Consider the following 25113-nt stretch of genomic DNA (forward strand, 5'->3'; position numbering starts at 1 on the left):
CCCGGACCCCGCTCCTCAAACGCCGGAGGGGCTGACTTCAGCCGCTCCGGTCCGTGGGCGTCGCCCCCGACCCCTCGTACTCCAGTTGCTCCAGCTCCCGCGCCAGCGTCTCCGCGTCGTAGGGCCCCGTGTGCCTGCGGTTGCCGATGAAGAACGTCGGCGCGCCCTGGACCCCGCTCGCCTCCGCGCTGCGGGCGTCGCGGCGGACGCGTTCGGCGACCCAGTCGGACTCCAGGTCGTCGAGGAACTTCTCCATGTCGAGGCCGAGGTCGATGGCGTAGACGACGGTGTCCTCGTACTCCAACTGGTCCTGGTGCCGGTACAGCAGGTCGTGCATGTCCCAGAAGCGGCCCTGGGCGTCCGCGGCGACCGCCGCGCGTGCGGCCAGTTCGGCGTGCGGGTGGACGTCGGGGAGGGGGAGGTGCCGGAAGACGTAGCGGAAGCGGTCGCCGAAGCGGTTGCGCAGTTCCTTGGTGACGCCGGTGGCGCGGGCGCAGAAGGGGCACTCGAAGTCGCCGTACTCGACCAGCGTGAGCGGCGCGTCGGCCGGGCCGAGGATGTGGTCCGTCTCCGGGTCGACCAGGCGGTCCAGGTAGCGGGGCAGGTCGGCGTCCGTCTTGCCGCCGAGCATCGTGGAGACGCGGAACGCCAGCCAGCCCAGCAGGGTGGCGATCACCGCCGCGAGCAGCACGCCGACGGTCGCCCGGGCGAGCAGTTCCGGCTCGTCGTCGAAGGCGAGGCCCGCGATCAGCAGGGAGACGGTGAAGCCGATGCCGGACAGGGCCGCGCCGCCCAGGACATGGCCCTGATCCACCCCAGGGGGAAGTTCGCCCAGGCCGAACCGGGTGCCGAGCCGTGTGCCGCCCCAGATGCCGATGAACTTGCCCCCGACGAGACCGACCACCACGGCCCAGGTGAGCGCGGAGCCCAGCGCGTCGGTGAGGACGCCGCCGCGCAGGTCGACGCCCGCGTTGGCCAGGGCGAACACCGGGACGACGACGTAGCTGGACCAGGGGTGCAGATACATCTGGAGGCGTTCGTTGACCGAAACCGCCTTCTGGAGGCCCTTGCGCGCGGTCTTCCCCACGTCCGCGCGCGGCGACTGGCGGAACGCGCGGAACAGCCGCGCCGCCTGCTCGACGCCCTCACGGGACGGCTCGCGCGCGGGGATGAGCAGACCGCCGAGCATGCCGGCGATGGACGCGTGCAGCCCGGCGTTCAGGGTCAGGTACCACATCACCAGCACGACCAGCACGTACGGGACGGCCCGCCACACGTCGAACCGGGACAGCGACGACAGGACCGCGCCCAGCGCCAGCGCCCCGATCAGCTCCGGCACCCGGATCGACCCGGAGTAGACGACACCGATGACGGTGACCGCGACGATGTCGTCGATGACCGTGATGGCCAGCAGGAAGACCCGCAGCTGGGTGGTGAAACGGGGGCCCACCATGGCGAGCGCGCCCAGCAGGAACGCCGTGTCGGTGCCGATGACGATGCCCCAGCCGCCCGCGGCCTCCGAACCGGGCGCGATCAGCAGGTAGAGCAGGACCGGCACGACCATGCCGCCGACGCCCGCGAGGCCAGGGATCATGACGCGGCGGCGGTCGTTCAGCGAGCCGACGGACAGCTCGTAGCGGACCTCCAGGCCGATGACGAAGAAGAACAGCGCCATCAGCCCGTCGTTGACCCAGTGCCCCAGGTCCATCGCCAGTTCCGCGTCGCCGACCGCGACGGACGCCTCGGTGTGCCACAGGGAGAAGTACGACTCCGACCAGCCGGAGTTCGCCCAGATCAGGGCGACGGCCACCGCGAGCAGCATCAGCCCGGAGCTGCCCGCCTCGGTCGCCAGGAACCGGCGCACCGGCGCGGCCAGCTGAGCCGCGAGCTCGCCCCTGCTCGACCGCGTCTGCGACTCGTCGGACTTCTTCCGGGACAGCAGCTTCATGAGGTCTTCCGTCTCCGATCACCTGCGGCGGCAGACTCCCATGGTCACCCATGTACCGGGCATAACGCCCGATCGACCCGTCTCAGACGGGGAATCTGCGGTCCACCCAGCGCCAGAGGAACTCCAGGACCGCCGCCGTGACCGCCGCGATGCCCACCGCCAGCCACGGCATCGTCATGCCGACCAGGCGCAGGGCGAAGAAGTCCTGGAGCCAGGGGACGGCCAGGACCAGGAGGAACGCGCCGGCCATCGCCGCGACCAGGGCGATGCGCCACCAGGTGTAGGGGCGGGCGATGATCGCCAGGACCCAGATGGAGATCAGGAAGAGCGTGAGCGTCGCCGCGCTGGTCTCCGCGTCCAGCGAGCCCGGGCCGCTGTAGTGGCTGCGGGCCAGCATGTACGTGGCGAAGGTGGCCAGCGCCGCCAGCACCCCGCCCGGGACCGCGTACCGCATGACCCGGCGGACGAAGTTCGGCCTCGCGCGCTCCTTGTTGGGGGCGAGGGCGAGGAAGAAGGCGGGGACGCCGATGGTCAGCGTGGACAGCAGCGTCAGATGGCGAGGCAGGAACGGGTACTCCACCTGCGACACCACCACCAGCACCGCCAGCAGCACCGAGTACACCGTCTTCACCAGGAACAGCGTGGCGACCCGTGTGATGTTGCCGATCACCCGCCGCCCCTCGGCCACCACCGACGGCAGCGTGGCGAAGCTGTTGTTCAGCAGCACGATCTGCGCGACCGCGCGGGTGGCCTCCGAACCCGATCCCATCGCCACGCCGATGTCCGCGTCCTTCAGCGCCAGCACGTCGTTCACACCGTCGCCGGTCATCGCGACCGTGTGGCCCTTCGACTGGAGCGCGCCCACCATGGTCCGCTTCTGCTGCGGGGTGACCCGCCCGAAGACCGTGCCGGCCTCCAGCTCGTCGGCCATGGCCTCCCGCTCCGCGGGCAGCCGGCGCGCGTCCACCGCCGTGCCGGACAGACCGAGCTTGGAAGCGACCGCCCCCACCGACACCGCGTTGTCCCCGGAGATCACCTTCGCGCTGACGTCCTGCTCCTCGAAGTAGCGCAGGGTGTCGGCGGCGTCGGGCCGCAGCCGCTGCTCCAGCACCACCAGCGCGACCGCCCGTATGCCGTCCACGGCGGCCGGGTCGTCGACGTCGGCCCCCTCGCGGACGCGCGCCAGCAGCAGCACCCGCAGGCCCTCCCGGTTCATCCGCTCGGTCTCTCCCAGCGCCGGGTCGCCGTGGGGGAGCAGCACGTCCGGGGCGCCCAGCAGCCAGGTGACCGGCCGCCCGTCGCCCTCGTCGAGCGTGGCGCCGCTGTACTTGCGGGCCGAGGAGAAGGGCAGGGTGTCGGTGAGCCGCCAGTCGGTGGTGTCCGGGTACGCCGCGATGATCGCCCGCAGCGACGCGTTCGGCCGCGGGTCCGCCGAGCCCAGCTCGCCCAGCACCATCCGTACGTACGACTCGTCCGCGTCCCCCAGCACCCGCAGCTCGGTGACGTCCATGCCGCCCTCGGTGAGCGTGCCGGTCTTGTCCAGGCACACCGTGTCCACGCGGGCCAGGCCCTCGATCGCGGGCAGCTCCTGCACCAGGCACTGCTTGCGGCCCAGCCGGATCACGCCGATCGCGAAGGCGACGGAAGTGAGCAGGACGAGTCCCTCCGGGACCATCGGCACGATCCCGCCGACGGTACGGGCGATCGAGTCCTTCAGCTCGTTGTCCTTCACCACGAGCTGGCTGACGATCAGGCCGATCGCGGTCGGCACCATCATCCAGGTGACGTACTTGAGGATCGTGGAGATGCCGCTGCGCAGCTCGGAGCGGACCAGGGTGAAGCGGGACGCCTCCTCGGCGAGCTGCGCCGCGTAGGCCTCGCGGCCCACCCGGGTCGCCTGGAAGGAGCCGCCGCCCGCGACGACGAAGCTGCCGGACATCACCGGGTCCCCGGGACGCTTCAGCACCGGGTCGGCCTCACCGGTGAGCAGCGACTCGTCGATCTCCAGGTTGTCCGCCTCGACGACCACCCCGTCGACGACGACCTTGTCCCCCGGCCCGATCTCGATGAGGTCGTCCAGCACGATCTCGGACGTGCCGATCTCGGCGGACACCCCGTCCCGGCGCACCGTCGGCCGCACCTCGCCGATCAGCGCGAGCGAGTCCAGCGTCTTCTTCGCCCGCCACTCCTGGACGATGCCGATGCCGGTGTTGGCGAGGATGACGTAGCCGAACAGGCTGTCCTGGAACGGCGCGACGATCAGCATGATCACCCAGAGCACGCCGATGATCGCGTTGAACCGGGTGAAGACGTTCGCGCGGACGATGTCCCAGACCGACCGGCTGCTGCGCACCGGTACGTCGTTGACCTGTCCGCGCGCCACCCGCTCGGCCACTTCCGCCGAGGTCAGACCGGTCACCGGTGACGTGGCCGTGGCAGGCCGGACGGCATCGGTCCGGTCGCCCGCATCGAGATGCGTCATGCATTCGACGGTACGTGCGGATCCGGTGCCTCACCCGCTGGAGAGGGGAAGTTCCGACCAGGGGAGGACAGCCGTCGTACCGGGGTCCTACCACGGTGGTAGCTCCAACAACTGCCGTGTCAGGGCGCCGGGTTGGCCGGAATCAGTCGGTGTGCGCGGCGGAGGTGCGGTCCGCCGCCGCGTCGGCCTCCTCGGCCCGCGCCCGCTTGATCGCGGCGTCGCGCCTGCGCACGTACCAGACGCCGATGAGGCCGAGACCGCCGCCGGCCAGGCAGGTCCACACCCACCAGGTGTGCCCGCGCTCGTCGAACCAGCCGTAGAACGGCAGCTGCACCAGGAAGAGGACGAACCAGACGATCGTGCCGCCGGTGATGGTGGCGACCACGGGGCCCTCCAGGGGCTCCGGCGCCTCGTGCTTGGGGGTCCACTTCGCCATGCGGACAGCTTACGAGGAGCGCCGGGGGCGTGGCGCCCCGCATCGGACGGCCCTCGCTCTCGCGCCGGGTGAGCCCCGCGGTGGTGCGCGAATCACACCGGCCTCGGTCTGTCTACGCGCGGAGATGGTGTGGACGGCGTTATATGTTCATACTGAATCCGTTTGCCTCTGACCGCTTTTATTCGTAGAAAACACCAAAGGCTCGGCTCCGGGGGGAGCCCGCCGGTGATGAGGTCCCTGCACATGTCCACGTCGGCCCCCGCCAAGGCGCCCACCCCCGAGCAGCCGGGGTCCGGTGCCGCGTCCGGCGCCCTCGACCGCTACTTCCGGATCACCGAGCGCGGCAGCACCCTGCCCCGCGAGATCCGCGGCGGTTTCGCCACCTTCTTCGCGATGGCGTACATCATCGTGCTGAACCCGATCATCCTGGGCAGCGCGAAGGACATGTACGGCAACCAGCTGGACAACGGCCAGCTGGTCACCGCGACCGCCCTGACCGCCGCGTTCACCACGCTGCTCATGGGCGTCATCGGCAACGTCCCGATCGCCCTGGCCGCCGGCCTCGGCGTGAACTCGGTGGTCGCGCTCCAGCTCGCGCCCCGCATGTCCTGGCCGGACGCCATGGGCATGGTGGTGCTGGCCGGCTTCGTGGTGATGATCCTGGTCGCCACCGGTCTGCGCGAGCGCGTGATGAACGCCGTGCCCTACGGCCTGCGCAAGGCCATCGCCATCGGCATCGGCCTGTTCATCATGCTGATCGGGCTCGTCGACTCGGGCTTCGTCTCCCGCATCCCGGACGCCGCCCAGACCACCGTCCCGCTCCAGCTCGGCGCCGACGGCCACCTCAACGGCTGGCCGGTGCTGGTGTTCGTGCTCGGCGCGCTGCTCACGCTGGCGCTGATCGTGCGCAAGGTGCCCGGCGCGATCCTCGTCTCCATCGTCGTGATGACCGTCGTCGCCGTCCTGATCAACGCCGTCGCGGACGTGCCGTCCTGGGGTCTGACCTCGCCCGAGTGGCCCGGCAACCCGGTCGCCACCCCCGACTTCGGCCTGATCGGCCAGGTCAGCCTGTTCGGCGGATTCTCCAAGGTCGGCGTGCTGACCGGCGTGCTGTTCGTCTTCACCGTGCTGCTGTCGTGCTTCTTCGACGCGATGGGCACGATCATGGGCGTCTCGGACGAGGCCAAGCTCACCGACGGCGAGGGCCAGATGCCCGGCATCAACAAGGTGCTGTTCATCGACGGTGTCGCCGTCGCCGCGGGCGGCGCCAGCTCCGCCTCCGCCACCACCGCGTTCGTGGAGTCCACCGCCGGTGTCGGCGAGGGCGCGCGGACGGGCTTCGCCAACGTCGTCACCGGCGGTCTGTTCGCCGTGGCGCTGTTCCTCACGCCGATCGCCACCATGGTCCCGTCCCAGGCGGCCACCCCGGCGCTGCTCGCGGTGGGCTTCCTGATCCTGGCCAACGGGATCAAGGAGATCGACTGGGCGGACCACACCATCGCGATCCCGGCCTTCATCACGATGGTGATGATGCCGTTCACCTACTCGATCACCAACGGCATCGGGATGGGCTTCCTCACCTTCGTGGCGCTGCGCCTCGCGGCGGGCCGCGGCAAGGAGGTCCCGCCGGCGATGTACGTGGTGGCGGCCGTCTTCGCCTTCTACTACCTGATGCCGGCGCTGGGTCTGACCTGATCCCCGCCGGGGGAGCGCGGGATCAGGTGACTCCGTAGAACTTCTCCGTCTCCTCGACGGCCGCGCGGAAGCGCTGGTCGAAGTCATCGCGCATGAGCGTCCGGACGACATAGTCCTGGACGCTCATGCCGCGTTTGGCGGCATGGTCGCGGAGCCGTTCGAGCAGTTCATGGTCTATCCGCAGGCTGAGCACGTCGGTCCCCATGCCCACGAGAGTCGCCGCACCTCACGGTGCGGCGCGTGGCATTTCGTGCATCGATCACTCATATGGGTGATCTCGGCGGGGGGCTGTCTTGATTTCGCGTGGCCCGTCCGGTTCGCCCGTGCGGTGCGGCCCTTGGAGGTGTCGCTCCTGGGGCGGGAGTGGCGTGACTCACGGGCGGGGCGGGCCGAACCGGGTGGTCTTTAGCGAGAGTAATGAGTTACGCTAAAGAACATGCCGGACCTCAGCCATGGCGACGACGCCGCCGCCGTGAACGCCCTTCGCTCCGCAGTGATGCGGCTCTCCCGCCGTCTCAAGCACCAGCGGGTCGACGAGTCGCTCAGCCCCACCGAGATGTCGGTGCTCGGCACCCTGGCCCGCTGCGGCAGTGCCACCCCGGGCGAGCTCGCCCGCAAGGAACACGTCCAGCCGCCGTCGATGACCCGCATCGTGGCGCTGCTGGAGGCCAAGGGCCTGGTCAGGCTCGAGCCGCACCCGGACGACCGGCGTCAGAAGGTCGTCACGCAGACCGAGCGGGCCGAGGCGATGCTCGAGGAGAGCCGGCGCAAGCGCAACGCGTTCCTCGCCACGCTGGTCGAGGAGCTCGACGAGGACGAGTGGGCGACCCTGCGCGCCGCCGCCCCCGTGCTGGAGAAACTGGCGCACATCTGACCACCCCCGGCAGTCACAGGAGGCGAACCTTTTGAGTACGGGATCCGGAGCAGCTTCCGCCCCCGCACCTGACCCCTACGACACCAAGACCGCCCTCGACGCCCCCGCCCGCAAGAACTCCATGTTCTCCTCGCTGAGGATCAGGAACTACCGCCTGTTCTTCCTCGGCCAGGTCGTGTCCAACATCGGCACCTGGATGCAGCGCATCGCCCAGGACTGGCTGGTGCTCAGCCTCACCGGCTCCTCGGCCGCCGTCGGCATCACCACGGCGCTGCAGTTCCTGCCGATGCTGCTGTTCGGCCTCTACGGAGGAGTCCTCGTCGACCGGCTGCGCAAGCGGCCCACGCTGATGGTCACCCAGTCCGCGATGGCGCTCACGTCGATCGCGCTCGCCGTCCTCACCCTGACCGGCCTCGTCGAGGTGTGGCACATCTACGTCGCCGCCCTCGCCCTCGGCCTCGCGACCGTCGTCGACAACCCCGCCCGCCAGTCCTTCGTGTCCGAGCTGGTCGGCCCCGGGCAGCTGCAGAACGCGGTCAGCCTGAACTCCGCGAACTTCCAGTCCGCCCGGCTGGTCGGCCCCGCCGTCGCGGGTCTGCTGATCACCGGCGTCGGCACGGGCTGGGCGTTCCTGCTGAACGGCCTGTCCTTCGCCGCGCCGCTGACCGGCCTGATGCTGATGCGCACCCGTGAGCTGCACCCCGTGGAGCGCGCCCCGCGCGGCAAGGGACAGCTCCGCGAGGGTCTGCGCTACGTGGCCGGACGGCCTGACCTGCTCTGGCCGATCGTGCTGGTCGGCTTCATGGGCACGTTCGCCTTCAACTTCCCGGTGTACCTGTCGGCCTTCGCCGACGACGTGTTCCACGGGGACGCGGGCGTCTACAGCATGTTCAACACGCTGATGGCGGTCGGCTCCGTCTCCGGCGCGCTGCTCGCCGCCCGGCGCGGCACGGCCCGGCTACGGCTGCTGATCATGGCCGCGCTGGCCTTCGGCGCGCTGGAGATCCTCGCCGCCGCGTCGCCCGAGCTGTGGATGTTCGCGCTGATCATGGTGCCGCTGGGCCTGGTGTCGATGACGGTCAACGTCACCACCAACACCAGCCTGCAGATGTCCACCGACCCGTCGGTGCGGGGCCGCGTCATGGCCCTGTACATGATGGTGTTCCTCGGCGGCGCCCCCGTCGGCGCGCCGATCGTCGGCTGGGTCACCGACACCTACGGCGCCCGCGTCGGCTTCGCGGCCGGCGGCGCGATCGCGATGACCGCGGCCGCCGTCATCGGCCTGATCCTGGCCCGCGCGGGCGGCCTGCGCCTCGCGGTCCACTGGCACCACGGCCACCCGGTCGTCCGCTTCGTCCCCCGCGACCACCCGAAGGCCCTGGCCCCGGCGGCATGAGCCGCCGGGCCCCGGCCCGTCATCAGCCGCGGGGGAAGTCGTCGGTTCGGAGGATGAGGTCGACGGCCGTCCTGGTCAGGTCGATGTCGATGCCGAAGTCGAAGCACACGCTGCCGTGGTACTTCCCGTCCTTCGGCAGCGTGTGCAGGTGCCACTCGCCGGTGTACGGATCGACGATCAGGTACACGGGCACACCGGCTGCGGCGTATGCGTCCTTCTTCGGCCCGTAGTCGTTGTCCGCGGTCTTCCGTGAGATCACTTCGGCGATGAAGACGACATCCTCGCAGCGCCACCGTCCCTTGCTGTTCTGGGTGGCGCCCTCGGCCAGCAGGGTCACGTCGGAGGCGAAGCCGTTGAGGTGCCCCGGGTAATCGATGCGGACGTCGGACTTCAGGCGCTTGCGCGGGTACTTCGCACGCAGTTGATCGTAGATGTCCGCGATGATGTCCCAGTGAGTGTCCCGCTGCGGCGTCATGAAGATGTGCCCCCCGACGATCTCGGTCCTGTAACCCTCGGGGACGGGCATCTTCTCCAGCCACTCAAACATCATGTCGAGCGTGAGCTCATCGCCGCTCTCGGCCATCTCGATCCTGTCTTCGAGGACGGTCATCGTGGCGCTCCTCCCCGGCCGACGCTCGATGCGTACAGCCGCGCAGAACAACGATACGCACGGCGACCAGGGCACGCGGGACACTGGAGGCATGAGACTCTTCGCCGCCGTGCTGCCGCCCGAGGACGTGATCGGGGCGCTGGACGCCGAGGTGGGCGGGTTGCGGGCGCTGGGCGGGGGTGACGGGCTGCGTTGGACCGAGCGGGCCGGGTGGCACTTCACGCTCGCGTTCTACGGCGAGGTGGACGACGACACCGTGCCCGAGCTGACCGCCCGGCTGGGCCGGGCCGCGGCGCGGACCGAGCCGTTCCCGCTGGCGCTGTCCGGCGGCGGCCAGTTCGGCCGGGGGCGCGCGCTGTGGACCGGGGCGTCGGGCGACCTGCACACCATGCGGCTGCTGGCCGAGCGCTCCGAGGCGGCCGGGCGCAAGGCGGGCATCGAGATGGACGAGCACCGGCGCTACAAGGCCCACCTGACCGTGGCGCGCAGCCGCGACGCCGTGGACGTACGGCCGTACCTCGCGGCGCTGGACGACTTCCGCAGCCGCACCTGGATCGTGGAGGAGCTGGTGCTGGTGCGCAGCCACCTGCCCAGGTCGGGCGTTCCGGGCGAGCAGCCCCGTTACGAGGCGGTCGCCCGCCGGGCACTCGGCGCGGCCGGTTAGGCTCGACGGCGTGGACCCGAAGACCCGGAACCGGATCATGGCCGGTGCGCTCGTGCTGATGTTCGTCGTGGTGGCCCTGGCGGCGGCGCTCGGGAGGTAGCGCCGCCGCCGGGCCGTCACGGCCTGTCCGCCGTCACCAGGCGAAGGCCTCCGGGGACGGACCCGGGCCCGGGAAGATCTCGTCCAGCGAGGCCAGCAGTTCCTCGCTCAGCTCCAGCTCCAGCGCGCGCAGCGCCGAGTCGAGCTGCTCACGCGTGCGCGGGCCGACGATCGGCCCGGTCACCCCAGGACGCGTGAGCAGCCAGGCCAGCGCCGCCTCGCCCGGCTCCACGCCGTGCTTCTCCAGCAGGTCCTCGTACGCCTGGATCTGCTTGCGCGCCGCCGGGTCGGCCAGGGTGTCCGCGGCCCGCCCGGAGGCGCGGCGGCCGCCCTGGGCCTCCTTCTTGATGACCCCGCCGAGCAGACCGCCGTGCAGCGGCGACCAGGGGATGACCCCGAGCCCGTACTCCTGCGCGGCCGGGATCACCTCCATCTCCGCGCGCCGCTCGGCGAGGTTGTACAGGCACTGCTCGCTGACCAGTCCGATGGTGCCGCCGCGCCGGGCGGCGGTCTCGTTGGCCTGGGCGATCTTGTAGCCGGGGAAGTTCGACGAGCCGACGTAGAGGATCTTGCCCTGCTGGACCAGGACGTCGACCGCCTGCCAGATCTCGTCGAACGGGGTGGCCCGGTCGATGTGATGGAACTGGTACAGGTCGATGTGGTCGGTCCCCAGGCGCTTCAGCGAGGCGTCCACCGCGCGCCGGATGTTCACCGCGGACAGCTTGTCGTGGTTGGGCCACGCCTCGCCGTCCGCGCCCATGTTGCCGTACACCTTGGTCGCGAGGACGACCTTGTCGCGGCGGCCGCCGCCCTGGGCGAACCAGCTGCCGATGATCTCCTCGGTACGGCCCTTGTTCTCACCCCAGCCGTAGACGTTGGCGGTGTCGAAGAAGTTGATGCCGGCGTCGAGGGCCGCGTCCATGATGGCGTGGCTGTCGGCCTCGTCGGTCTGCGGACCGAAGTTCATCGTCCCGAGGACGAGCCGGCTGACCTTGAGTCCTGTGCGTCCGAGCTGCGTGTACCTCATGGACGTCCAGCCAACGTGTTGGAGTGCGCTCCATGCAAGCGCTTCACGCGCCAGGCGTCGGAAGCGGTCCGGTCGGGGACGGTCAGGCCGCCTTGTACGGCCCGCCCAGCGACCACTCCTGCCACATCGCCTCGGCGAACGCCCCCGCGATCTTGTGCTCGCCGCTCTCGTTGGGGTGCGTGCCGTCGTAGGTGTCGACGTGGAAGTCGTACGTCGCGGGCGGCGGGACGAGCAGCAGTGGGGAGGCCGCGGTGTCCAGGTCGGCGACCGTCTCGCCCAGCAGCGTGTTGAACCGGTCGACCTGCCCCGCGAAGGTCTCGTCCGCGTCCACCCGGATGTTGCGGACCACCGGCATCACCGCCATCCGCACCTTCGGGCGGGCCGCGCGCGCCTCGGCGACGAACGCGCGCACGTTGTCAGCGGTCTGTTCGGCGTTGGTGTAGAAGCCCAGGTCGATCAGGCCCAGCGACACCAGCAGCACGTCCGCCCGGCAGGACCGCACCGCGTCGCCGATCAGCGGCGCCATGTGGCACCAGCCCTCGCCCCAGCCGGCCAGGTGCGCCCGGGGGAAGTCCGGGTCGGCGTACGCGTACGAGGTGGGCTCGTCCGTGGACGGGTCGTGCAGTGTCTCGCGCGGGCCGACCAGCGTGAAGGGGCCGCCGTACGCGGCGCACAGGTGCTGCCACAGGCGGTAGCGCCAGGTGTGTTCACCCGCGCTCCCGATCGTCATCGAGTCACCTACGGGCATGAACCTGAGCACCCGATCATCATGGTGGATCAGCGCGTTCGACGCGATGTGAGCCCTGACACCCGCACCCGGGGGCCCGCGCTGATGGCAGTCTTGGCTCATGCGCAGACCCTTCGCCCTGCTCGCCGCGACCCTGCTGACGGCCGCGCTCGCCGTGCCCGCCTCCGCCGCCGACAACGACGACGGGGACGAGGGGTTCACGATCAACGACCCGCGCATCACCGAGTCCAGCGGGCTGGCCGCCTCCCGGCAGCACCCGGGCGTCTACTGGACCCACAACGACAGCGACGACGGCCCCTACCTCTACGCCGTCGACAGCGGCACCGGCGACACCGTCGCCCGTCTCACCCTCACCGGCATCGGCACGCCCCGGGACGTCGAGGCGATCTCCGTCGGCCCCGGCAACCGCCTCTTCGTCGCCGACACCGGCGACAACCTCGGCGGCACCTGGCCGTACGTGTGGATCTACGAACTCCCCGAGCCGCAGCGGCTCCAGGACGCGACCGTCCAGGCCACGCAGTACGTCGTGAAGTACTCCGACGGCCCGCGCGACGCCGAGGCGATGGTCGTCCACCCGAAGACCGGGCGGGTGTACCTCATCGACAAGCACGAGGACGGCGGGCACCTCTACGAGGGCCCGGCGAAGCTCTCACCGGAGGGCGACAACGTCTTCAGGCCCATCGCCCCCGTCGAGCTGTGGACCACCGACGCCGCGCTCTCCCCGGACGGCCAGGACCTCGCGGTGCGCGGCTACTTCGGCGGCATCCACTACGCCTGGAACGGCGGGAAGCTGCAGCGCAAGGGGCGGCTGAGCGTGCCGCTCCAGGGGCAGGGCGAGTCGGTGACGTACTCGGCCGACGGCTCGCGGCTGCTGTTCGGCAGCGAGGGGGAGCGGAGCGGGGTGGTGAGCCGTCCGGCTCCCGGCGCGGACGAGGACGGCGGCTCCGGCTCCAGCGGCGGCTCCGGCTCCCGCGCGGACGGCGGCGCCTCCGGGGACGGCGGCACCGTGAAGGTCGGAGGAGCGCTGGCGGTCGCCCTGGTGGTCGCGGCCCTGTTCGGACTGAGCAGGCGCCGGCGCAGGGGCTGAACGGGGCTCGCGGTGCGCCGAGGACGACGAAGGGCGCCCGGTGGATCATCACCGGGCGCCCTTCTCACGTCAGCGGGATTACAGCTGCTCGATCACGTAGTCGACGCACTTCGTCAGGGCCTCGACGTCCGCCGGGTCGATCGCCGGGAACATCGCGACGCGGAGCTGGTTGCGGCCCAGCTTGCGGTACGGCTCGGTGTCGACGATGCCGTTGGCGCGGAGGACCTTGGCGACGGCGGACGCGTCGACCTCGTCGGTGAAGTCGATCGTGCCGATGACGGCCGAGCGCTTCGCCGGGTCGGTGACGAACGGGTTGGCGTACTTGATGTCCTCGGCCCAGCCGTACAGCGTGCGGGCGGAGGTCGCGGTGCGGCGGACCGCCCAGTCCAGGCCGCCCTGGCCGTTGATCCACTCCAGCTGCTGGTTCAGCAGGAACAGGGTGGCGAGCGCCGGGGTGTTGTACGTCTGGTTCTTGCGGGAGTTGTCGATCGCCGTCGGCAGGGAGAAGAACTCCGGGACGTGCCGGCCGCTCGCGTGGATCCGCTCGGCGCGCTCGATCGCGGCCGGGGAGAACACGCCGATCCACAGGCCGCCGTCGGAGGCGAAGGACTTCTGCGGGGCGAAGTAGTAGACGTCCGTCTCGGCGACGTCGACCGGCAGGCCGCCCGCGCCGGAGGTGGCGTCCACCAGGACCAGCGCGCCCTCGTCGGCGCCGGCGACGCGCTTGATCGGCATGGCGACGCCGGTGGAGGTCTCGTTGTGGGTGAGGGCGTACACGTCGACGCCCGCCGCGGCGACCGCCTCCGGGTGCGTGCCCGGGTCGGCGGAGATGACGTCCGGGTCGGCCAGCCACGGGGCGAGCTTGGCGGCCTTGGCGAACTTGGAGCTGAACTCGCCGAAGCTGAGGTGCTGCGACTTGTTCTCGATCAGGCCGTGGGTCGCGATGTCCCAGAACGCGGTGGACCCGCCGTTGCCGAGGATCACCTCGTAGCCGTCGGGGAGCTGGAACAGCTCGCGGATGCCCTCGCGCACCTGGCCGACCAGGTTCTTCACCGGCGCCTGGCGGTGGGAGGTGCCCAGCAGGGACGTGCCGGTCGCGGCCAGCGCGTCCAGCGCTTCCGTCCGCACCTTGGAGGGACCCGCACCGAAACGACCGTCGGCGGGCTTGATGTCAGCAGGAATCCGGATCTCAGCCACGACCGGAGCCTAACGGCTGGGGGAAACACGGGCGCAATCTCGTCCGTCCGCTGAGACGCGTCGCTGAGACAGGTCACCGGGACGGGTGGCGGACGGTCCGGGGGGAGGGCCGTCCGCCACCCGCGTCTCTCACCCGCCGAGCGTCACCGGCAGCTCGTACAGGTCGTTCTGGGTCACCACCGGCTTGTTGCGCAGCTCACCCGCCGGGACCGCCAGGTCCAGCTTCGGGAAGCGCGCGTACAGCGCCGGCAGGGCGACGCCCGCCTCGAGGCGGGACAGCGCGGCGCCGGGGCAGACGTGCGGGCCGTGCCCGAAGGAGATGTGCCGGTTGGGGCTCTCCCGGGTGATGTCGAAGACGCCGGCCGTCGGCCCGTGCGCCTGCTCGTCCCGCCCGATCGCCGCGTACGACACGATCAGTGCGTCCCCGGCGGGCAGCACCTTGTCCCCGACGGGCACGTCCTCGGTGGCGAAGCGGATCAGCACGTGCGAGGTCGGCGTGGACCAGCGCAGCGTCTCCTCGACCACGGCCGACCAGTCCGCCTGCCCGGACAGCACCAGCTCCCGCTGGTCCGGATGGGTGGAGAGGCTGACCACCGCGTTGACGATCAGCGAGATCGTGGTCTCGTGCCCGGCCGCCACCATCAGCTGGAGCGTGGCGACGATCTCCTCGTCCGTGAGCCGGTCACCGTCCTCCGACGCCTGGATCAGCGCCGATGTCAGGTCGTCGCCCGGGTTCTCCCGCTTGGCCGCGACCGTCTCGGCCATGATCCCGGCCAGCTCGGTCAGCGTGGCGACGACCTCCTCCGGCGGGGTCTGCGTGGAGAAGAACTTCTCGAACAGCTCCTTCAGCCGCGGCAGCCGCTCCTCCGCCAGCCCCATCAGGTCGGCGATCACGTACATCGGCAGGGGGTAGGCGAACACCGCCTTCAGGTCCACGCTGTCGCCGGGCTGCGCGGCCACCTGGTCGAGCAGGGTCTCCGTCAGTTCCGTGATCCGGTCCCGCATCCGCTCCACCCGTCTGGGGGTGAGGGCCTGGGCGACCAGGGTGCGCAGCCGCCGGTGGTCGGCGCCGTCCACGGTGAGCATCGAGCGGGGCGGGTTCGCCAGCCCGATCAGCGGCCAGTCCGGGGCTATCTCCCCGCGCCGCCAGGCGCCCCAGACGTTGATGTCCTTCACCAGCCGCGGGTCGGTCAGCAGCTTCTTCGCCTCGGCGTGATGCGTCACCGCCCACACGTCCACACCGCCCGGCAGGGTCACGGCGGCCAGCGGCCCCGCGGCCCGCAGCGCGGCGCTCTCGGTGTCCAGGTCGGAGACGAACGGGTCGAGGGGGATGCGGGTCTCTTCGGTGTCCGTCGCGGTGAGGTCCGTACCAGCCGTCATGCGAGCGAGCCTCCAAGGGCGGGGGTGGGTGTGAAGGTGACCGGGAGCTCGGACAGGCCGCGCAGCCAGGGCGACGGGCGGCGGGTCAGGGAGGTGGCCGGCACGGCCAGGTCGATGTCCGGCAGCCGGTCCAGGACCACCTCGATGCCGGTCCGGGCGATCACCTCGGCGATCTCCTGCGCCGGGAACGGGCAGCGGTGCTCCCCGTGACCGAAGGAGAAGTGCGCGCTGTTGCCGCCGGTGAGCGAGCCGTCGGTGCGCACCTGCGGATCGGAGTTGGCGCCCTGGAGGCCCAGCAGCACCATGTCGCCGGCCCGGATGCGGCGCCCGCCGAGCTGCGTGTCGCGCGACGCCCACCGCGCCGCCACGTTCTGCGTCGGGGTGTCCTCCCACAGCACCTCGTTCATCGCCTCGGCGATGCTGTTGCGGCCGCCGAACAGCGAGGCCGCGAACCGGGAGTCGGTGAGCATCAGATGCAGCGAGTTGCCGATCCAGTCGGCGGTCGGCTGGTGCCCGGCCGCCATCATCACCATCAGGTCCTGGACGATCTCCTCGTCCGTGAAGCCCGAGGTGTCGGCGAGCATCCGGGAGGCGACGTCCTGAGCGGGCTCCTTGCGCCGCTGGGCCACGAGCTCCGTCATCGACGTGAACAGGTGCGTCTGACCGGCGAGCGCCCGCTCCCGCCCGTCGATCATGTCGTTGAGCGCGGTGACCAGCGCCGGACCCTTGTCGTCGGGGAACCCGTACAGGCGGGCCAGCACCCGCACCGGAAGCAGCATCGCGAACTCGCCGATGACGTCCGCGGACCCGCGCGGGCAGATCGCGTCGATCAGCTCGTCCGCGAACCGCTCGGAGTGGCCGCGCAGTTCGGTCGGGTCGACCGCCTCCAGCGCGTTCCCCAGCATCGCGGCCCGCTCCCGGTGCCGCTCGCCGACGGTGTAGAGGATGGACGGCTGACGGCGGCCGATCATCGGCAGCAGCGGCCAGTCGTCGGGGATGTCCTCCCACTGGTTCCACAGCTCGGAGTCCCGGCTGAACAGCACCGGGTCGCCGGTGACCTGGTGCAGCTCGCGGTAGCCGAGGACCAGCCAGGCGGGCGCGTCGCCGTCGAGCACGACCGGCACCACGCTGCCGTGCTCACGGCGCAGCTCGCGGTAGACGCGGGCCGGGTCGTCCTGCAGCAGGGGGCCGCTGAACGGGACGGCGTCGGGGACGGAGGCGGGACTCACACCAGCTCCTGACGGGGGGCTCGGGCCTGATCGGCGTACAGCTCCTTGAGGTGCTCCACCAGCGTGATCAGCACGATCTTGCTGGACTCGCGGGACCGCGCGTCGCAGTTCACCAGCGGCACGTGCGGGTCCAGGTCGAGCGCCTCGCGGACCTGCTGCGGGGTGAACGTGGGCCCGCCGAAGTCGTTGCAGGCCACGATGAACGGCGTGCCGTGCCGCTCCAGCCGGTCGATGGCGTACCAGGAGTCGTCGATGCGCCGGGTGTCGACCAGCACCACCGCGCCGAGCGTGCCGGAGAACAGCCGGTCCCACAGGAACCAGAACCGCTCCTGCCCCGGCGCGCCGAACAGGTACAGCACGTTGCGCTCGTCGAGCGTGATGCGGCCGAAGTCGAAGGCGACGGTGGTCGCGGTCTTGCCGCGCACCCCTTTGAGGTCGTCGACGCCCTCGCCGGCCTGGGTCATCGTCTCCTCGGTGTTGAGGGGACGGATCTCGCTCACGGAGCGGACCATCGTCGTCTTGCCGGCGCCGAAGCCGCCCACGACCACGATCTTCAGGCCGTTGTCGGCCGACGCGCCCAGCGGGGTGCGCGTCTCGGACGCCACCGGCGTCTCAGAGGTTGCGGAGTCCAACGAGCACCTGCTCCAGGATGTCGGGGTCGGGTACGGCGGCGTTGCGGGGGTGACGGGCGCTGACCCGGCCCGCCGCGAGGAGGTCGGACAGCAGGATCCGGGTGATGCTCACCGGCAGCTTCAGCTCGGCCGCGATCTCCACGACCGCGGTGGGCCGTCCGGTGAGCCGCAGGATCGCCGCGTGCTCCGACTGCATGCCGGGCACCGGGTCGCACTCGGCGACGACCAGGGTCACCAGGTCGAACGGGTTGTCCGGCCCGGACCGGCTGCGCCCCCCGGTGAGGGTGTACAGCCGGTCGGGCGCGTCGTCCCTGCCGGGCCGGCTCATGAGCTGCGCGGCGGCGCGGTCAGGTGCTCGCCGAGCTGCTCCACCAGCTCGCTCATGTTGTGCCCGACGAGCCCGGCGTCCGCGTCCTCCGTGGTGACGACGGCCAGGTGCGCGCCCTGGCCGGCCTCCACGATGAACAGCACGCCGCCGTAGAACTCGGTCATCGCCGAGCGCACCCCGCCGGTGCCGTCGCCGAACTCGACGGACGCGCCGTGCGACAGCGACTGGATGCCGGCCGCGATGGCGGCGAGCTGGTCGGCCTGGTCGTTGGAGAGCTCGGTCGTGCGGCACAGTTTCAGGCCGTCACGGGACAGCACGAGCGCGTGCCGCGCGCCCGGCGTGCGCTCCAACAGGCCCTCGATGAGCCAGGTGAGCTTCTCGTCCGCGGTGGTCGTGCCGGTCATGAGGTGGTGTCGCCTTCCGGAGTCACGGGGGTGGGCTGAGGTGCGGTCTCGGGGTCGGGGGTGGTCTCGCGGGCCGGGGGGACGCCCGCGTCGGGGTCGGCCGTGTCGTCCGGGGTGGGGGTCCGCACGGCCTGGCGGAAGCTGCTGAAACGGGCGGTGCGGGCGCGGGTCTCCTCGGCCGTGGGCGCGGGCCGGGACTCCGCTCCACGGCTGCTCGCGCCCGCCCGGCGCTCCGCCTCGGCGAGGGTGCGGCCACGGCGCCGGCGGGGCAGCACCAGGGGCGGCGCGTCGCCGTCGCCGGACGCGGAGGCGTGGGCCGGCACCGGGTCGGCGTCCACGTCGCCGCCGGAACGGGCGGCGGCGTAGGAGGGGGCGGGGAGGACGGCGGCGCGGGCGGAGGTGGCAGGGCGCTCCGTCTCCGGGGAGGCGGGGGAGGCGGCGGTGTCACCGGTGGCGCCGTGGCGGGGCTCGGGCTCGGTGGCCTCGCGGGTCACGGAGCGGCGCTGGGGGAGGACCAGGGGCGCGTCCTCGGCGGCCGGAGCCTTGTCGTCGGCGGCGGACGGCTGGTCGTCCTCCGTGCCGGACGACTCCGCGCCGCGCGTGCCGGAGGGGCCCGTCGGGGCGTCGGGCTCCGCGTCGCTCGTGCCGGACGGCATCGCGGCTTTCGCGGCGGACGGCACCCCGGCGGAGGCCTCCCGCTCCTTCACGTCCGCCGGCTTCACCGCCGCGGTCAGGGTGCGGGCGGCCGCCCCGTTCACCGCCGGTTCCGTGACCGGCCGCAGGGGCGCCGCGTCCGCCGGTACGAGGATGTCCTGCGGCAGCAGCACCAGTACGCCCGTGCCGCCGCGCGCGGAGGGCCGGTACGACACCCGCAGCCCGTACCGCCGGGCCAGCCGGCCGACGACCGCGAGACCCAGCCGGGTGCCGGTGAGGCCGCCCAGCTCGGTGGACTCGCCGGTGACGGCCCGCTCGGCGCGCCGCAGCTGCGCCTCGCCCATCACCAGGCCGCTGTCCTCGACGGACACGATGACACCGGCCGGCACCTCCTCCACGTAGACGTGGACCTCGGCGGTCGGCGGCGAGAAGTTCGCGGCGTTGTCGAGGAGTTCGGCGAGCGCGTGCATCACGCCCTCGGCGGCGTGCCCGGCGACGGAGGTGTCGCTGGCGGAGTGGACGCGGACCCGCTGGTAGCCGGCGATGCGTCCCATCGCGCCGCGCAGGATCGACTCCATCGGGATGGGGCGGGCCCAGCGACGGCCGGAGCGGGCGCCGGTGAGGACGGCGACGGAGTCGGCGAGACGGCCCGCCTGGGCGGTGCGGTGGTCGAGGTGGAGCAGGTCGGCGAGGACCTCCTCGTCGTGGTGCTTCTCCTCCATCGCGCGCAGGTCGGCGAGCATGCCGGTGGCCAGCGCCTGCATCCGTCCGGCCGCGTTGGCGGTGGCGGCGAGGGCGGACGCGCGGGCGCCCTCGGCCTCCCGCAGCCGGGTGGTGAGCCGCGCGTTCTCCCCGGCGAGGCGGATCCGCTCGCGCGCCAGGCGGTCGCGCTCCTCCTCCAGCCGTTCGCGCTCCTCGGTGTGCTCCTCGGTGAGCTTGGCGAGTTCGCCGGCGTGCTGGACGGTGAGCCGGTCCAGTTCGGCGGTGTGCCGTTCCGCGGCCCGGGCCAGCTCCGCCGTGTGCGCGTCGTCGGCCCGGGTGCGCTCCTCGGTCCGCTCCTGGGCCAGCCGGGCCAGCTCGGCCGCGTGCTGCTCGGCGAGCCGGTCGCGCTCGTCGGCCAGCGCCTCGGCGAGATGGGCCCGCTCCTGGTCCAGCTCGGCGGACAACCGGGCGCGCTCGCGGGTGAGTTCGCCGGTCAGCAGCTCGTGCCGGCGGCGGGCGTCCTCGGTCAGCCGGGACCGCTCCTGGAGCAGCCGTCCGACGTCCTGGGTGACGGCCTCCAGCCGCTCCCGGGCGGCGCGCGCGGACAGACGGGCGTACGCGGCGGCCGTGACGGCGGCGCACAGCAGCACGGACGCGACCACGCCGGTCACCAGGACCGCGCCGAACGCCTCCGACGGGAACACGACGAACGAGGCCACGACGGCGACCGCGCAGAACGCGGCGGTGAGCACGGGGGCGGGCAGCAGGCTGCGGGCGGTGGGGCGGTCGCCGGGGAGCAGGGGGGAGGTCATCAGTCAGGTCCTCGGTCAGGTCCTCGGCCGGGTCCGCGGGCGTGCACCGTCGTGGCTGCGCGGCCCTCGGGCCGTTCGATGGACGCCGGACTTCTGATGCCGCAAGGGGTCAGTTTGCGAACGAGGTCCGGCAACGGCGCGCAACTCGCCGTCACTATATGGGAGTTCGTGATCGGGTTGGGAAGATTCTGCTTCCGTTTTTGGTTAAACAGTCCGGGCCGCGCGTCCCGGCCCGGTCCCGCGGAGGGTGTGCCGCCGCCCGCGCCGCGACCCCGCGGAGGCATCCTGAGGGCATGACGGATCAGCGGGAACTGGCGGCGGCGCTGCGCGAGGCGGTACGCGGCGAGGTGGACCTCGGCGTCACCGCGCGGGCCCTGACCACGATGGACGCCTCCAACTACCGCCGGATTCCGCTCGGCGTGGTCGCGCCCCGGGACGCCGACGACGTCGCGGCGACGCTGGCGGTGTGCCGGGAGCGCGGAGTGCCCGTGGTGCCGCGCGGCGGCGGAACGTCGATCGCGGGACAGGCGACCGGCACCGGCATCGTGCTCGACTTCACACGCCACATGAACCGCCTGCTGTCCCTCGACCCGGACGCCGGCACCGCCGTCGTGCAGCCCGGTCTGGTCCTCGACCGTCTCCAGGAGGCCGCCGCCCCGCACGGACTCCGCTTCGGCCCCGACCCGTCCACGCACGGCCGCTGCACCCTCGGCGGCATGATCGGCAACAACTCCTGCGGCTCCCACTCGGTCGCCTGGGGCACCACCGCCGACAACGTCCGCACCCTGTCGGTGATCACCGCCCGCGGCGAACGGCTGCGCCCCGGACCCGGCTGGGCGGGCGCGCCCGTCGGTCTGCGCGAGCTGGTGGACGGGGAGTTGGCGCGCCTGCGCACGGCCTTCCCCGACCTGCCGCGCCGTATCTCCGGGTACGCGGTCGACGCCCTGCTCCCGGAGAACCGCGCCGACGTCGCCCGCTCCCTCTGCGGCTCGGAGGGCACCCTCGCCGTGCTCACCGAGGCGGAGCTGACCCTCGTACGGGCGCCCCGCGCGCGGGCGCTCGCCGTGCTGGCGTACGCCGACGAGAGCGGGGCCGCGCAGGCGGCGGCGGGGCTGCTGCCGTACGGGCCGCTGACGGTGGAGGGGATGGCGGCCGATCTGGTGCCGTCCGCGGCCGATCTGCCGCGCGGTGGGGCGTGGCTGTTCGTCGAGGCCGGCGGGGACACCGAGGCGGAGGCCCGCGCGGCCGCCGAGGCGATCGTGCGGGCGGCGGACGTCGTGGACGCGCTGGTCGTCACCGACCCGGCCCGGCAGCGCACCCTGTGGCGCATCCGGGAGGACGCCAGCGGGACGGCCACCCGGATGCCGGACGGCAGCGAGGCGTGGCCCGGCTGGGAGGACTGCGCGGTGCCGCCCGCCCGGCTCGGCGACTATCTGCGGGACTTCCGGGCGCTGCTCGCCGAGCACGGCCTGCGCGGCACCCCGTACGGGCACTTCGGGGACGGCTGCATCCACGTCCGTATCGACTTCGACCTGCTGACCGGGCCGGGCGTCGCCCGCTTCCGGCGCTTCTCGGAGGAACTGGCGGACCTCGTCGTCGCCCACGGCGGCTCCCTCTCCGGAGAGCACGGCGACGGGCAGGCGCGCGCGGAGCTGCTGCCGCGGATGTACGGGGAGGAGACCGTCGCCCTTTTCGAGCGGGTCAAGGGCGTGTGGGACCCGGACGGCCTGCTCAACCCCGGCATGCTGGTCCGCCCCGCGCCCCTCGACGCCGACCTCCGCTTCACCGCCCTCCCACGCGAACCGGTCGACGTCGCCTTCGGCTACCCCGCCGACGCCGGCGACTTCTCGGCCGCCGTGCGGCGCTGCGTGGGCGTCGCCAAGTGCCGTACGACGTCCGTGTCGGGGTCCGCCGTGATGTGCCCGTCGTTCCGGGCGACGGGCGAGGAGGAGCACTCCACGCGCGGGCGCGCCCGGCTGCTGCACGAGATGCTCGCGGGCGAGGTGGTGACGGACGGCTGGCGCTCCACGGAGGTACGGGACGCGCTCGACCTGTGCCTGTCCTGCAAGGGGTGCCGCTCCGACTGCCCGGTGGGCGTCGACATGGCCACGTACAAGGCGGAGTTCCTGCACCACCACTACGAGGGCCGCCGCCGGCCGGCCGCGCATTACGCGATGGGGTGGCTGCCGGTGTGGCTGTCCTGGGCGTCCCGGACCCGGACGGCGGGAGCGGCGAACGCGCTGGCGTCGGTGCGGGTGCTCGCGCGGCCGGCGAAGAGGGTGGGCGGGATCGCGGGGGAGCGGGAGATCCCGCGCCTGGCGACGGAGCCCTTCACCCGGTGGTGGCGGAGGCGGAGGCCCGCTGGGGGCGATGGCCCGCTGGTGGTGCTGTGGCCGGACACCTTCACCGAGCATCTGTCGCCGTCGGTGGGCCGGGCGGCCGTCCGCGTCCTGGAGGCGGCGGGGATGCGGGTGGTGCTACCGCCGACGCTGCGGCCGGGGTCCGGGGCCCGGGTGGGCGACGCGCGCTCACGCTCTGCCTTTTCCCTGCTGAGGGCGCGGCGCGGGCGGGTCTGCTGCGGCCTGACGTACATCTCGACAGGTCAACTGGACCGGGCACGCGCGGTGTTGACCCGCACCCTGGACCTCCTGGAACCGGTCCTGGCGACGGACGCGCCGCTGGTGGTGCTGGAACCGAGCTGTGCGGCGGCGCTGCGTACGGACGCCCCGGAGCTTCTGCACGACGACCCGCGCGCTGCTCGGCTGGCGGCACGCGTCCTGACGTTCGCGGAGGCGCTGGAACGGCACGCCCCCGACTGGACCCCGCCCGCCGTGAACCGCCCGGTCACCGGCCAGACCCACTGCCACCAGCACGCGGTGCTGGGCGACGCCGCCGACCGCAGGCTGCGTGAGGCGGCGGGCCTCACGGGCGAACTGGCGGGAGGCTGCTGCGGTCTGGCGGGCAACTTCGGCTTCGAGGAGGGCCACTTCGAGGTTTCGCGGGCCTGCGCGGAGGAGCAGCTGCTGCCCGCCGTACGGGAGGCGGCGGAGGGCGCGGTGGTCCAGGCGGACGGGTTCTCGTGCCGGACGCAGCTGGAGCAGCTGGGCGGCGTGCGGGGCCGCCACCTGGCGGAGATCCTGGCGGAGGCGCTGGACGAGGGGGCGTGAGGGGATGCCTCAGTCGAGGCAGAACTCGTTCCCCTCGACGTCCTGCATGACGATGCAGGAGTCGGTGCCGTCGTAGAGGAGCCGCTGCCGGGTGGCGCCGAGGGGGATGAGCCGGGCGCACTCGGCCTCCAGCGCGGCGAGCCGCTCCTCACCGGTCAGCCCGGTGCCCACGCGGACGTCGAGGTGGACGCGGTTCTTGACGGTCTTGCCCTCGGGCACCCGCTGGAAGAACAGCCGCGGCCCCGCGCCGGTCGGATCGCTCGCCGAACACCAGGCGCCGTCCCCGTCGGGGAACCGCTCCCGGTTGAACTCCTCCCAGGAGGCGTACCCCTTGGGCGGCACGACGGCGTACCCCAGCACCTCGCACCAGAACCGGGCCACCCGCTCGGGTTCGGCGCAGTCGAAGGTGATCTGAACCTGCCTGATCTCTGCCATCGCGGCACCCTAACAAGGCGACGGACAGCAGGCCGTGACTATTCGAGCCGGGCGGACCCCCAGGCGGCCTGGCCCGAGTACGAGCCGTTGCTCGACCCGCTGACGAACTTGGCGACGAGGCGGAGCCGGATGCCGCCCGTGACGTCCTCCTCGATGTGGGCGGACTCCGTGACGGTGGCCCGATGGGTCTCACCGAGCTTCCGGTCGTCGAGGTACACCTCGAAGTCGACCACGACGTCGGGGCGCGAGTCGCTGTCGGGGCCGACGTCCGCGGTGAAGGTCGTCCAGTCCGCGTTGAGCGCGTACACCACGTAGACGCTGTTGAGGCTGCTGCTCGGTCCGATGTCCTTCCAGATGGACGAGGTGTACGTGGTCCCCGCGATCTCGGTGGTGCCCTTGCGGACGTCCTTCTCGATGGGGTGCACGTCGCTCAGGAACAGGGTGCGTGGCCCCTGTTCGGGCCTCTCGCCGTTCCCCGACGGGGCTTCCGCGGCGTCCTCGGGGGCGTCTTCGGCGGACTCCGCGTCGGGGAACGGCTCGGCGGTGTCCGCCTCGTCCGTGGAGGACGGGTCGGGAGACTCGGCGAAGTCGGCGGAGTCCGCCGAGGGGTCCTCGCCCGCACCGCCGCTTCCGGCGGCCTCGTCCGACAGCCCGTTGCTGTCGTTCCCCTTCCCGCAGACGGCCCTGTCCTTGCAGTTGTTGGTCTCCTTGCTGCATCCGGAGGCGCCGGACGCCAGGAGCAGGAGGGCCGCGAACACGGCGGCCGCCGTCCCCCGCCTCACTGCTTCACGGCGGGCTCGCCGACGCCCACCTGGTTGTTGTCGTTGTCCTCGCCGCAGATGGTCCGGCCGTGGCAGGAGTTGGTAGGGGCCGGGTCGGTCTGGTGCAGAGCCACATAGGCACCGAGGGCCGCGAGGGCCACGGCCGTGACCGCGCCGATAGCTTTGATCCAGATGGCCGTTCGCTGTGGCCCGTTCATCGTGCGTGCCATGTGGTGCTCCGTAGGCGTGAGTGGCGGGCCCTCATGGTGGCGGCGGTCGTGTTCGGGCGTGGTGTCCGAATGCGTCAACCAGGATGTCGCCGCGTTGTCGGCTCCGGGCGACGAGC

General features: G+C 72.2%; 23 protein-coding genes. 6 read left to right on the plus strand and 17 right to left on the minus strand.

The features are described from left to right. Nucleotides 1–37 precede the first annotated feature (37 nt). The 3 genes from nhaA to ACQY0Z_RS09030 form a co-directional block, all read right to left on the minus strand. Complete coding sequence (gene nhaA / locus ACQY0Z_RS09020) at nucleotides 38–1948, minus strand: Na+/H+ antiporter NhaA (protein WP_189896193.1); 1911 nt, start codon at nucleotides 1946–1948, stop codon at nucleotides 38–40. Between the two features lie 82 nt (nucleotides 1949–2030). Next, nucleotides 2031–4430: a cation-translocating P-type ATPase gene (locus ACQY0Z_RS09025; protein ID WP_189896191.1), complete on the minus strand. Its 2400-nt coding sequence runs from the start codon at nucleotides 4428–4430 to the stop codon at nucleotides 2031–2033. Nucleotides 4431–4572: 142 nt separating this feature from the next. Continuing rightward, nucleotides 4573–4866, minus strand: a complete 294-nt coding sequence (locus ACQY0Z_RS09030) for a DUF2530 domain-containing protein (RefSeq protein ID WP_189896189.1) — start codon at nucleotides 4864–4866, stop codon at nucleotides 4573–4575. 243 nt (nucleotides 4867–5109) lie between these two features. On the opposite strand from ACQY0Z_RS09030, the gene ACQY0Z_RS09035 reads away from it, so the two are divergent. Further along, the gene (locus ACQY0Z_RS09035) at nucleotides 5110–6561 is read left to right on the plus strand and encodes an NCS2 family permease (RefSeq protein ID WP_189896187.1); all 1452 of its coding nucleotides are present in this window, start codon (nucleotides 5110–5112) and stop codon (nucleotides 6559–6561) included. A 22-nt stretch (nucleotides 6562–6583) separates the two neighbouring features. Here ACQY0Z_RS09035 and ACQY0Z_RS09040 read toward each other — a convergent pair whose 3' ends face one another. Beyond that, entirely contained in the window at nucleotides 6584–6766 is a 183-nt protein-coding gene (locus ACQY0Z_RS09040; protein ID WP_037778541.1) for a hypothetical protein, read from the minus strand. A gap of 231 nt (nucleotides 6767–6997) precedes the next feature. Between ACQY0Z_RS09040 and ACQY0Z_RS09045 the strand changes: the two genes are divergently transcribed. Both ACQY0Z_RS09045 and ACQY0Z_RS09050 read left to right on the plus strand, forming a co-directional pair. Continuing rightward, complete coding sequence (locus ACQY0Z_RS09045) at nucleotides 6998–7435, plus strand: MarR family winged helix-turn-helix transcriptional regulator (RefSeq protein ID WP_019524522.1); 438 nt, start codon at nucleotides 6998–7000, stop codon at nucleotides 7433–7435. A 31-nt stretch (nucleotides 7436–7466) separates the two neighbouring features. Next, nucleotides 7467–8831: an MFS transporter gene (locus ACQY0Z_RS09050; protein WP_254586737.1), complete on the plus strand. Its 1365-nt coding sequence runs from the start codon at nucleotides 7467–7469 to the stop codon at nucleotides 8829–8831. Nucleotides 8832–8853: 22 nt separating this feature from the next. Here ACQY0Z_RS09050 and ACQY0Z_RS09055 read toward each other — a convergent pair whose 3' ends face one another. After that, on the minus strand, nucleotides 8854–9441 hold the full coding sequence (locus ACQY0Z_RS09055; protein ID WP_347224991.1) for a Uma2 family endonuclease: 588 nt from the start codon (nucleotides 9439–9441) through the stop codon (nucleotides 8854–8856). A 91-nt stretch (nucleotides 9442–9532) separates the two neighbouring features. Between ACQY0Z_RS09055 and thpR the strand changes: the two genes are divergently transcribed. After that, complete coding sequence (thpR, locus tag ACQY0Z_RS09060; RefSeq protein WP_189896184.1) at nucleotides 9533–10105, plus strand: RNA 2',3'-cyclic phosphodiesterase; 573 nt, start codon at nucleotides 9533–9535, stop codon at nucleotides 10103–10105. 133 nt (nucleotides 10106–10238) lie between these two features. Here thpR and ACQY0Z_RS09065 read toward each other — a convergent pair whose 3' ends face one another. Together ACQY0Z_RS09065 and ACQY0Z_RS09070 are read right to left on the minus strand one after the other, a co-directional pair. Then, entirely contained in the window at nucleotides 10239–11231 is a 993-nt protein-coding gene (locus ACQY0Z_RS09065; RefSeq protein WP_381729432.1) for an aldo/keto reductase, read from the minus strand. 82 nt (nucleotides 11232–11313) lie between these two features. Next, nucleotides 11314–11991, minus strand: coding sequence for a GDSL-type esterase/lipase family protein (locus ACQY0Z_RS09070; protein WP_189896182.1), 678 nt, complete (start codon nucleotides 11989–11991; stop codon nucleotides 11314–11316). Between the two features lie 88 nt (nucleotides 11992–12079). Between ACQY0Z_RS09070 and ACQY0Z_RS09075 the strand changes: the two genes are divergently transcribed. Further along, on the plus strand, nucleotides 12080–13066 hold the full coding sequence (locus tag ACQY0Z_RS09075; protein WP_254586740.1) for a WD40 repeat domain-containing protein: 987 nt from the start codon (nucleotides 12080–12082) through the stop codon (nucleotides 13064–13066). 78 nt (nucleotides 13067–13144) lie between these two features. On the opposite strand, the gene serC is transcribed toward ACQY0Z_RS09075, so the two are convergent. The 7 genes from serC to ACQY0Z_RS09110 form a co-directional block, all read right to left on the minus strand. After that, a complete protein-coding gene (gene serC, locus ACQY0Z_RS09080) occupies nucleotides 13145–14263 on the minus strand; it encodes a phosphoserine transaminase (RefSeq protein ID WP_254586741.1) in 1119 nt (372 codons plus the stop codon). Nucleotides 14264–14392: 129 nt separating this feature from the next. Continuing rightward, complete coding sequence (locus ACQY0Z_RS09085; protein WP_439812067.1) at nucleotides 14393–15643, minus strand: cytochrome P450 family protein; 1251 nt, start codon at nucleotides 15641–15643, stop codon at nucleotides 14393–14395. Next, nucleotides 15640–16872, minus strand: a complete 1233-nt coding sequence (locus ACQY0Z_RS09090) for a cytochrome P450 (RefSeq protein WP_189896175.1) — start codon at nucleotides 16870–16872, stop codon at nucleotides 15640–15642. Before ACQY0Z_RS09090 ends, ACQY0Z_RS09085 begins: the two co-directional genes overlap by 4 nt. Then, complete coding sequence (locus ACQY0Z_RS09095) at nucleotides 16869–17504, minus strand: GTP-binding protein (RefSeq protein WP_381724785.1); 636 nt, start codon at nucleotides 17502–17504, stop codon at nucleotides 16869–16871. Before ACQY0Z_RS09095 ends, ACQY0Z_RS09090 begins: the two co-directional genes overlap by 4 nt. After that, a complete protein-coding gene (locus ACQY0Z_RS09100; RefSeq protein ID WP_189896174.1) occupies nucleotides 17485–17832 on the minus strand; it encodes a DUF742 domain-containing protein in 348 nt (115 codons plus the stop codon). The genes ACQY0Z_RS09095 and ACQY0Z_RS09100 overlap by 20 nt, the downstream gene beginning before the upstream one ends. After that, the gene (locus ACQY0Z_RS09105; protein ID WP_019524535.1) at nucleotides 17829–18236 is read right to left on the minus strand and encodes a roadblock/LC7 domain-containing protein; all 408 of its coding nucleotides are present in this window, start codon (nucleotides 18234–18236) and stop codon (nucleotides 17829–17831) included. The genes ACQY0Z_RS09100 and ACQY0Z_RS09105 overlap by 4 nt, the downstream gene beginning before the upstream one ends. After that, nucleotides 18233–20404: an ATP-binding protein gene (locus ACQY0Z_RS09110; RefSeq protein WP_439812068.1), complete on the minus strand. Its 2172-nt coding sequence runs from the start codon at nucleotides 20402–20404 to the stop codon at nucleotides 18233–18235. Before ACQY0Z_RS09110 ends, ACQY0Z_RS09105 begins: the two co-directional genes overlap by 4 nt. A gap of 293 nt (nucleotides 20405–20697) precedes the next feature. On the opposite strand from ACQY0Z_RS09110, the gene ACQY0Z_RS09115 reads away from it, so the two are divergent. After that, complete coding sequence (locus ACQY0Z_RS09115; protein ID WP_189896168.1) at nucleotides 20698–23571, plus strand: FAD-binding and (Fe-S)-binding domain-containing protein; 2874 nt, start codon at nucleotides 20698–20700, stop codon at nucleotides 23569–23571. 9 nt (nucleotides 23572–23580) lie between these two features. On the opposite strand, the gene ACQY0Z_RS09120 is transcribed toward ACQY0Z_RS09115, so the two are convergent. The 3 genes from ACQY0Z_RS09120 to ACQY0Z_RS09130 are packed head-to-tail and all read right to left on the minus strand — an operon-like array spanning nucleotide 23581 to nucleotide 24997. Further along, nucleotides 23581–24006, minus strand: coding sequence for a VOC family protein (locus ACQY0Z_RS09120; protein WP_439812069.1), 426 nt, complete (start codon nucleotides 24004–24006; stop codon nucleotides 23581–23583). Between the two features lie 38 nt (nucleotides 24007–24044). Continuing rightward, on the minus strand, nucleotides 24045–24764 hold the full coding sequence (locus ACQY0Z_RS09125; RefSeq protein WP_439812070.1) for an NPCBM/NEW2 domain-containing protein: 720 nt from the start codon (nucleotides 24762–24764) through the stop codon (nucleotides 24045–24047). Nucleotides 24765–24784: 20 nt separating this feature from the next. Continuing rightward, entirely contained in the window at nucleotides 24785–24997 is a 213-nt protein-coding gene (locus ACQY0Z_RS09130; protein WP_191883178.1) for a hypothetical protein, read from the minus strand. Nucleotides 24998–25113 lie beyond the last annotated feature (116 nt).

This window comes from Streptomyces sp. P9-2 (genome assembly GCF_051903975.1).
In the GTDB taxonomy this organism is placed as follows: Bacteria; Actinomycetota; Actinomycetes; order Streptomycetales; family Streptomycetaceae; genus Streptomyces; species Streptomyces cellulosae.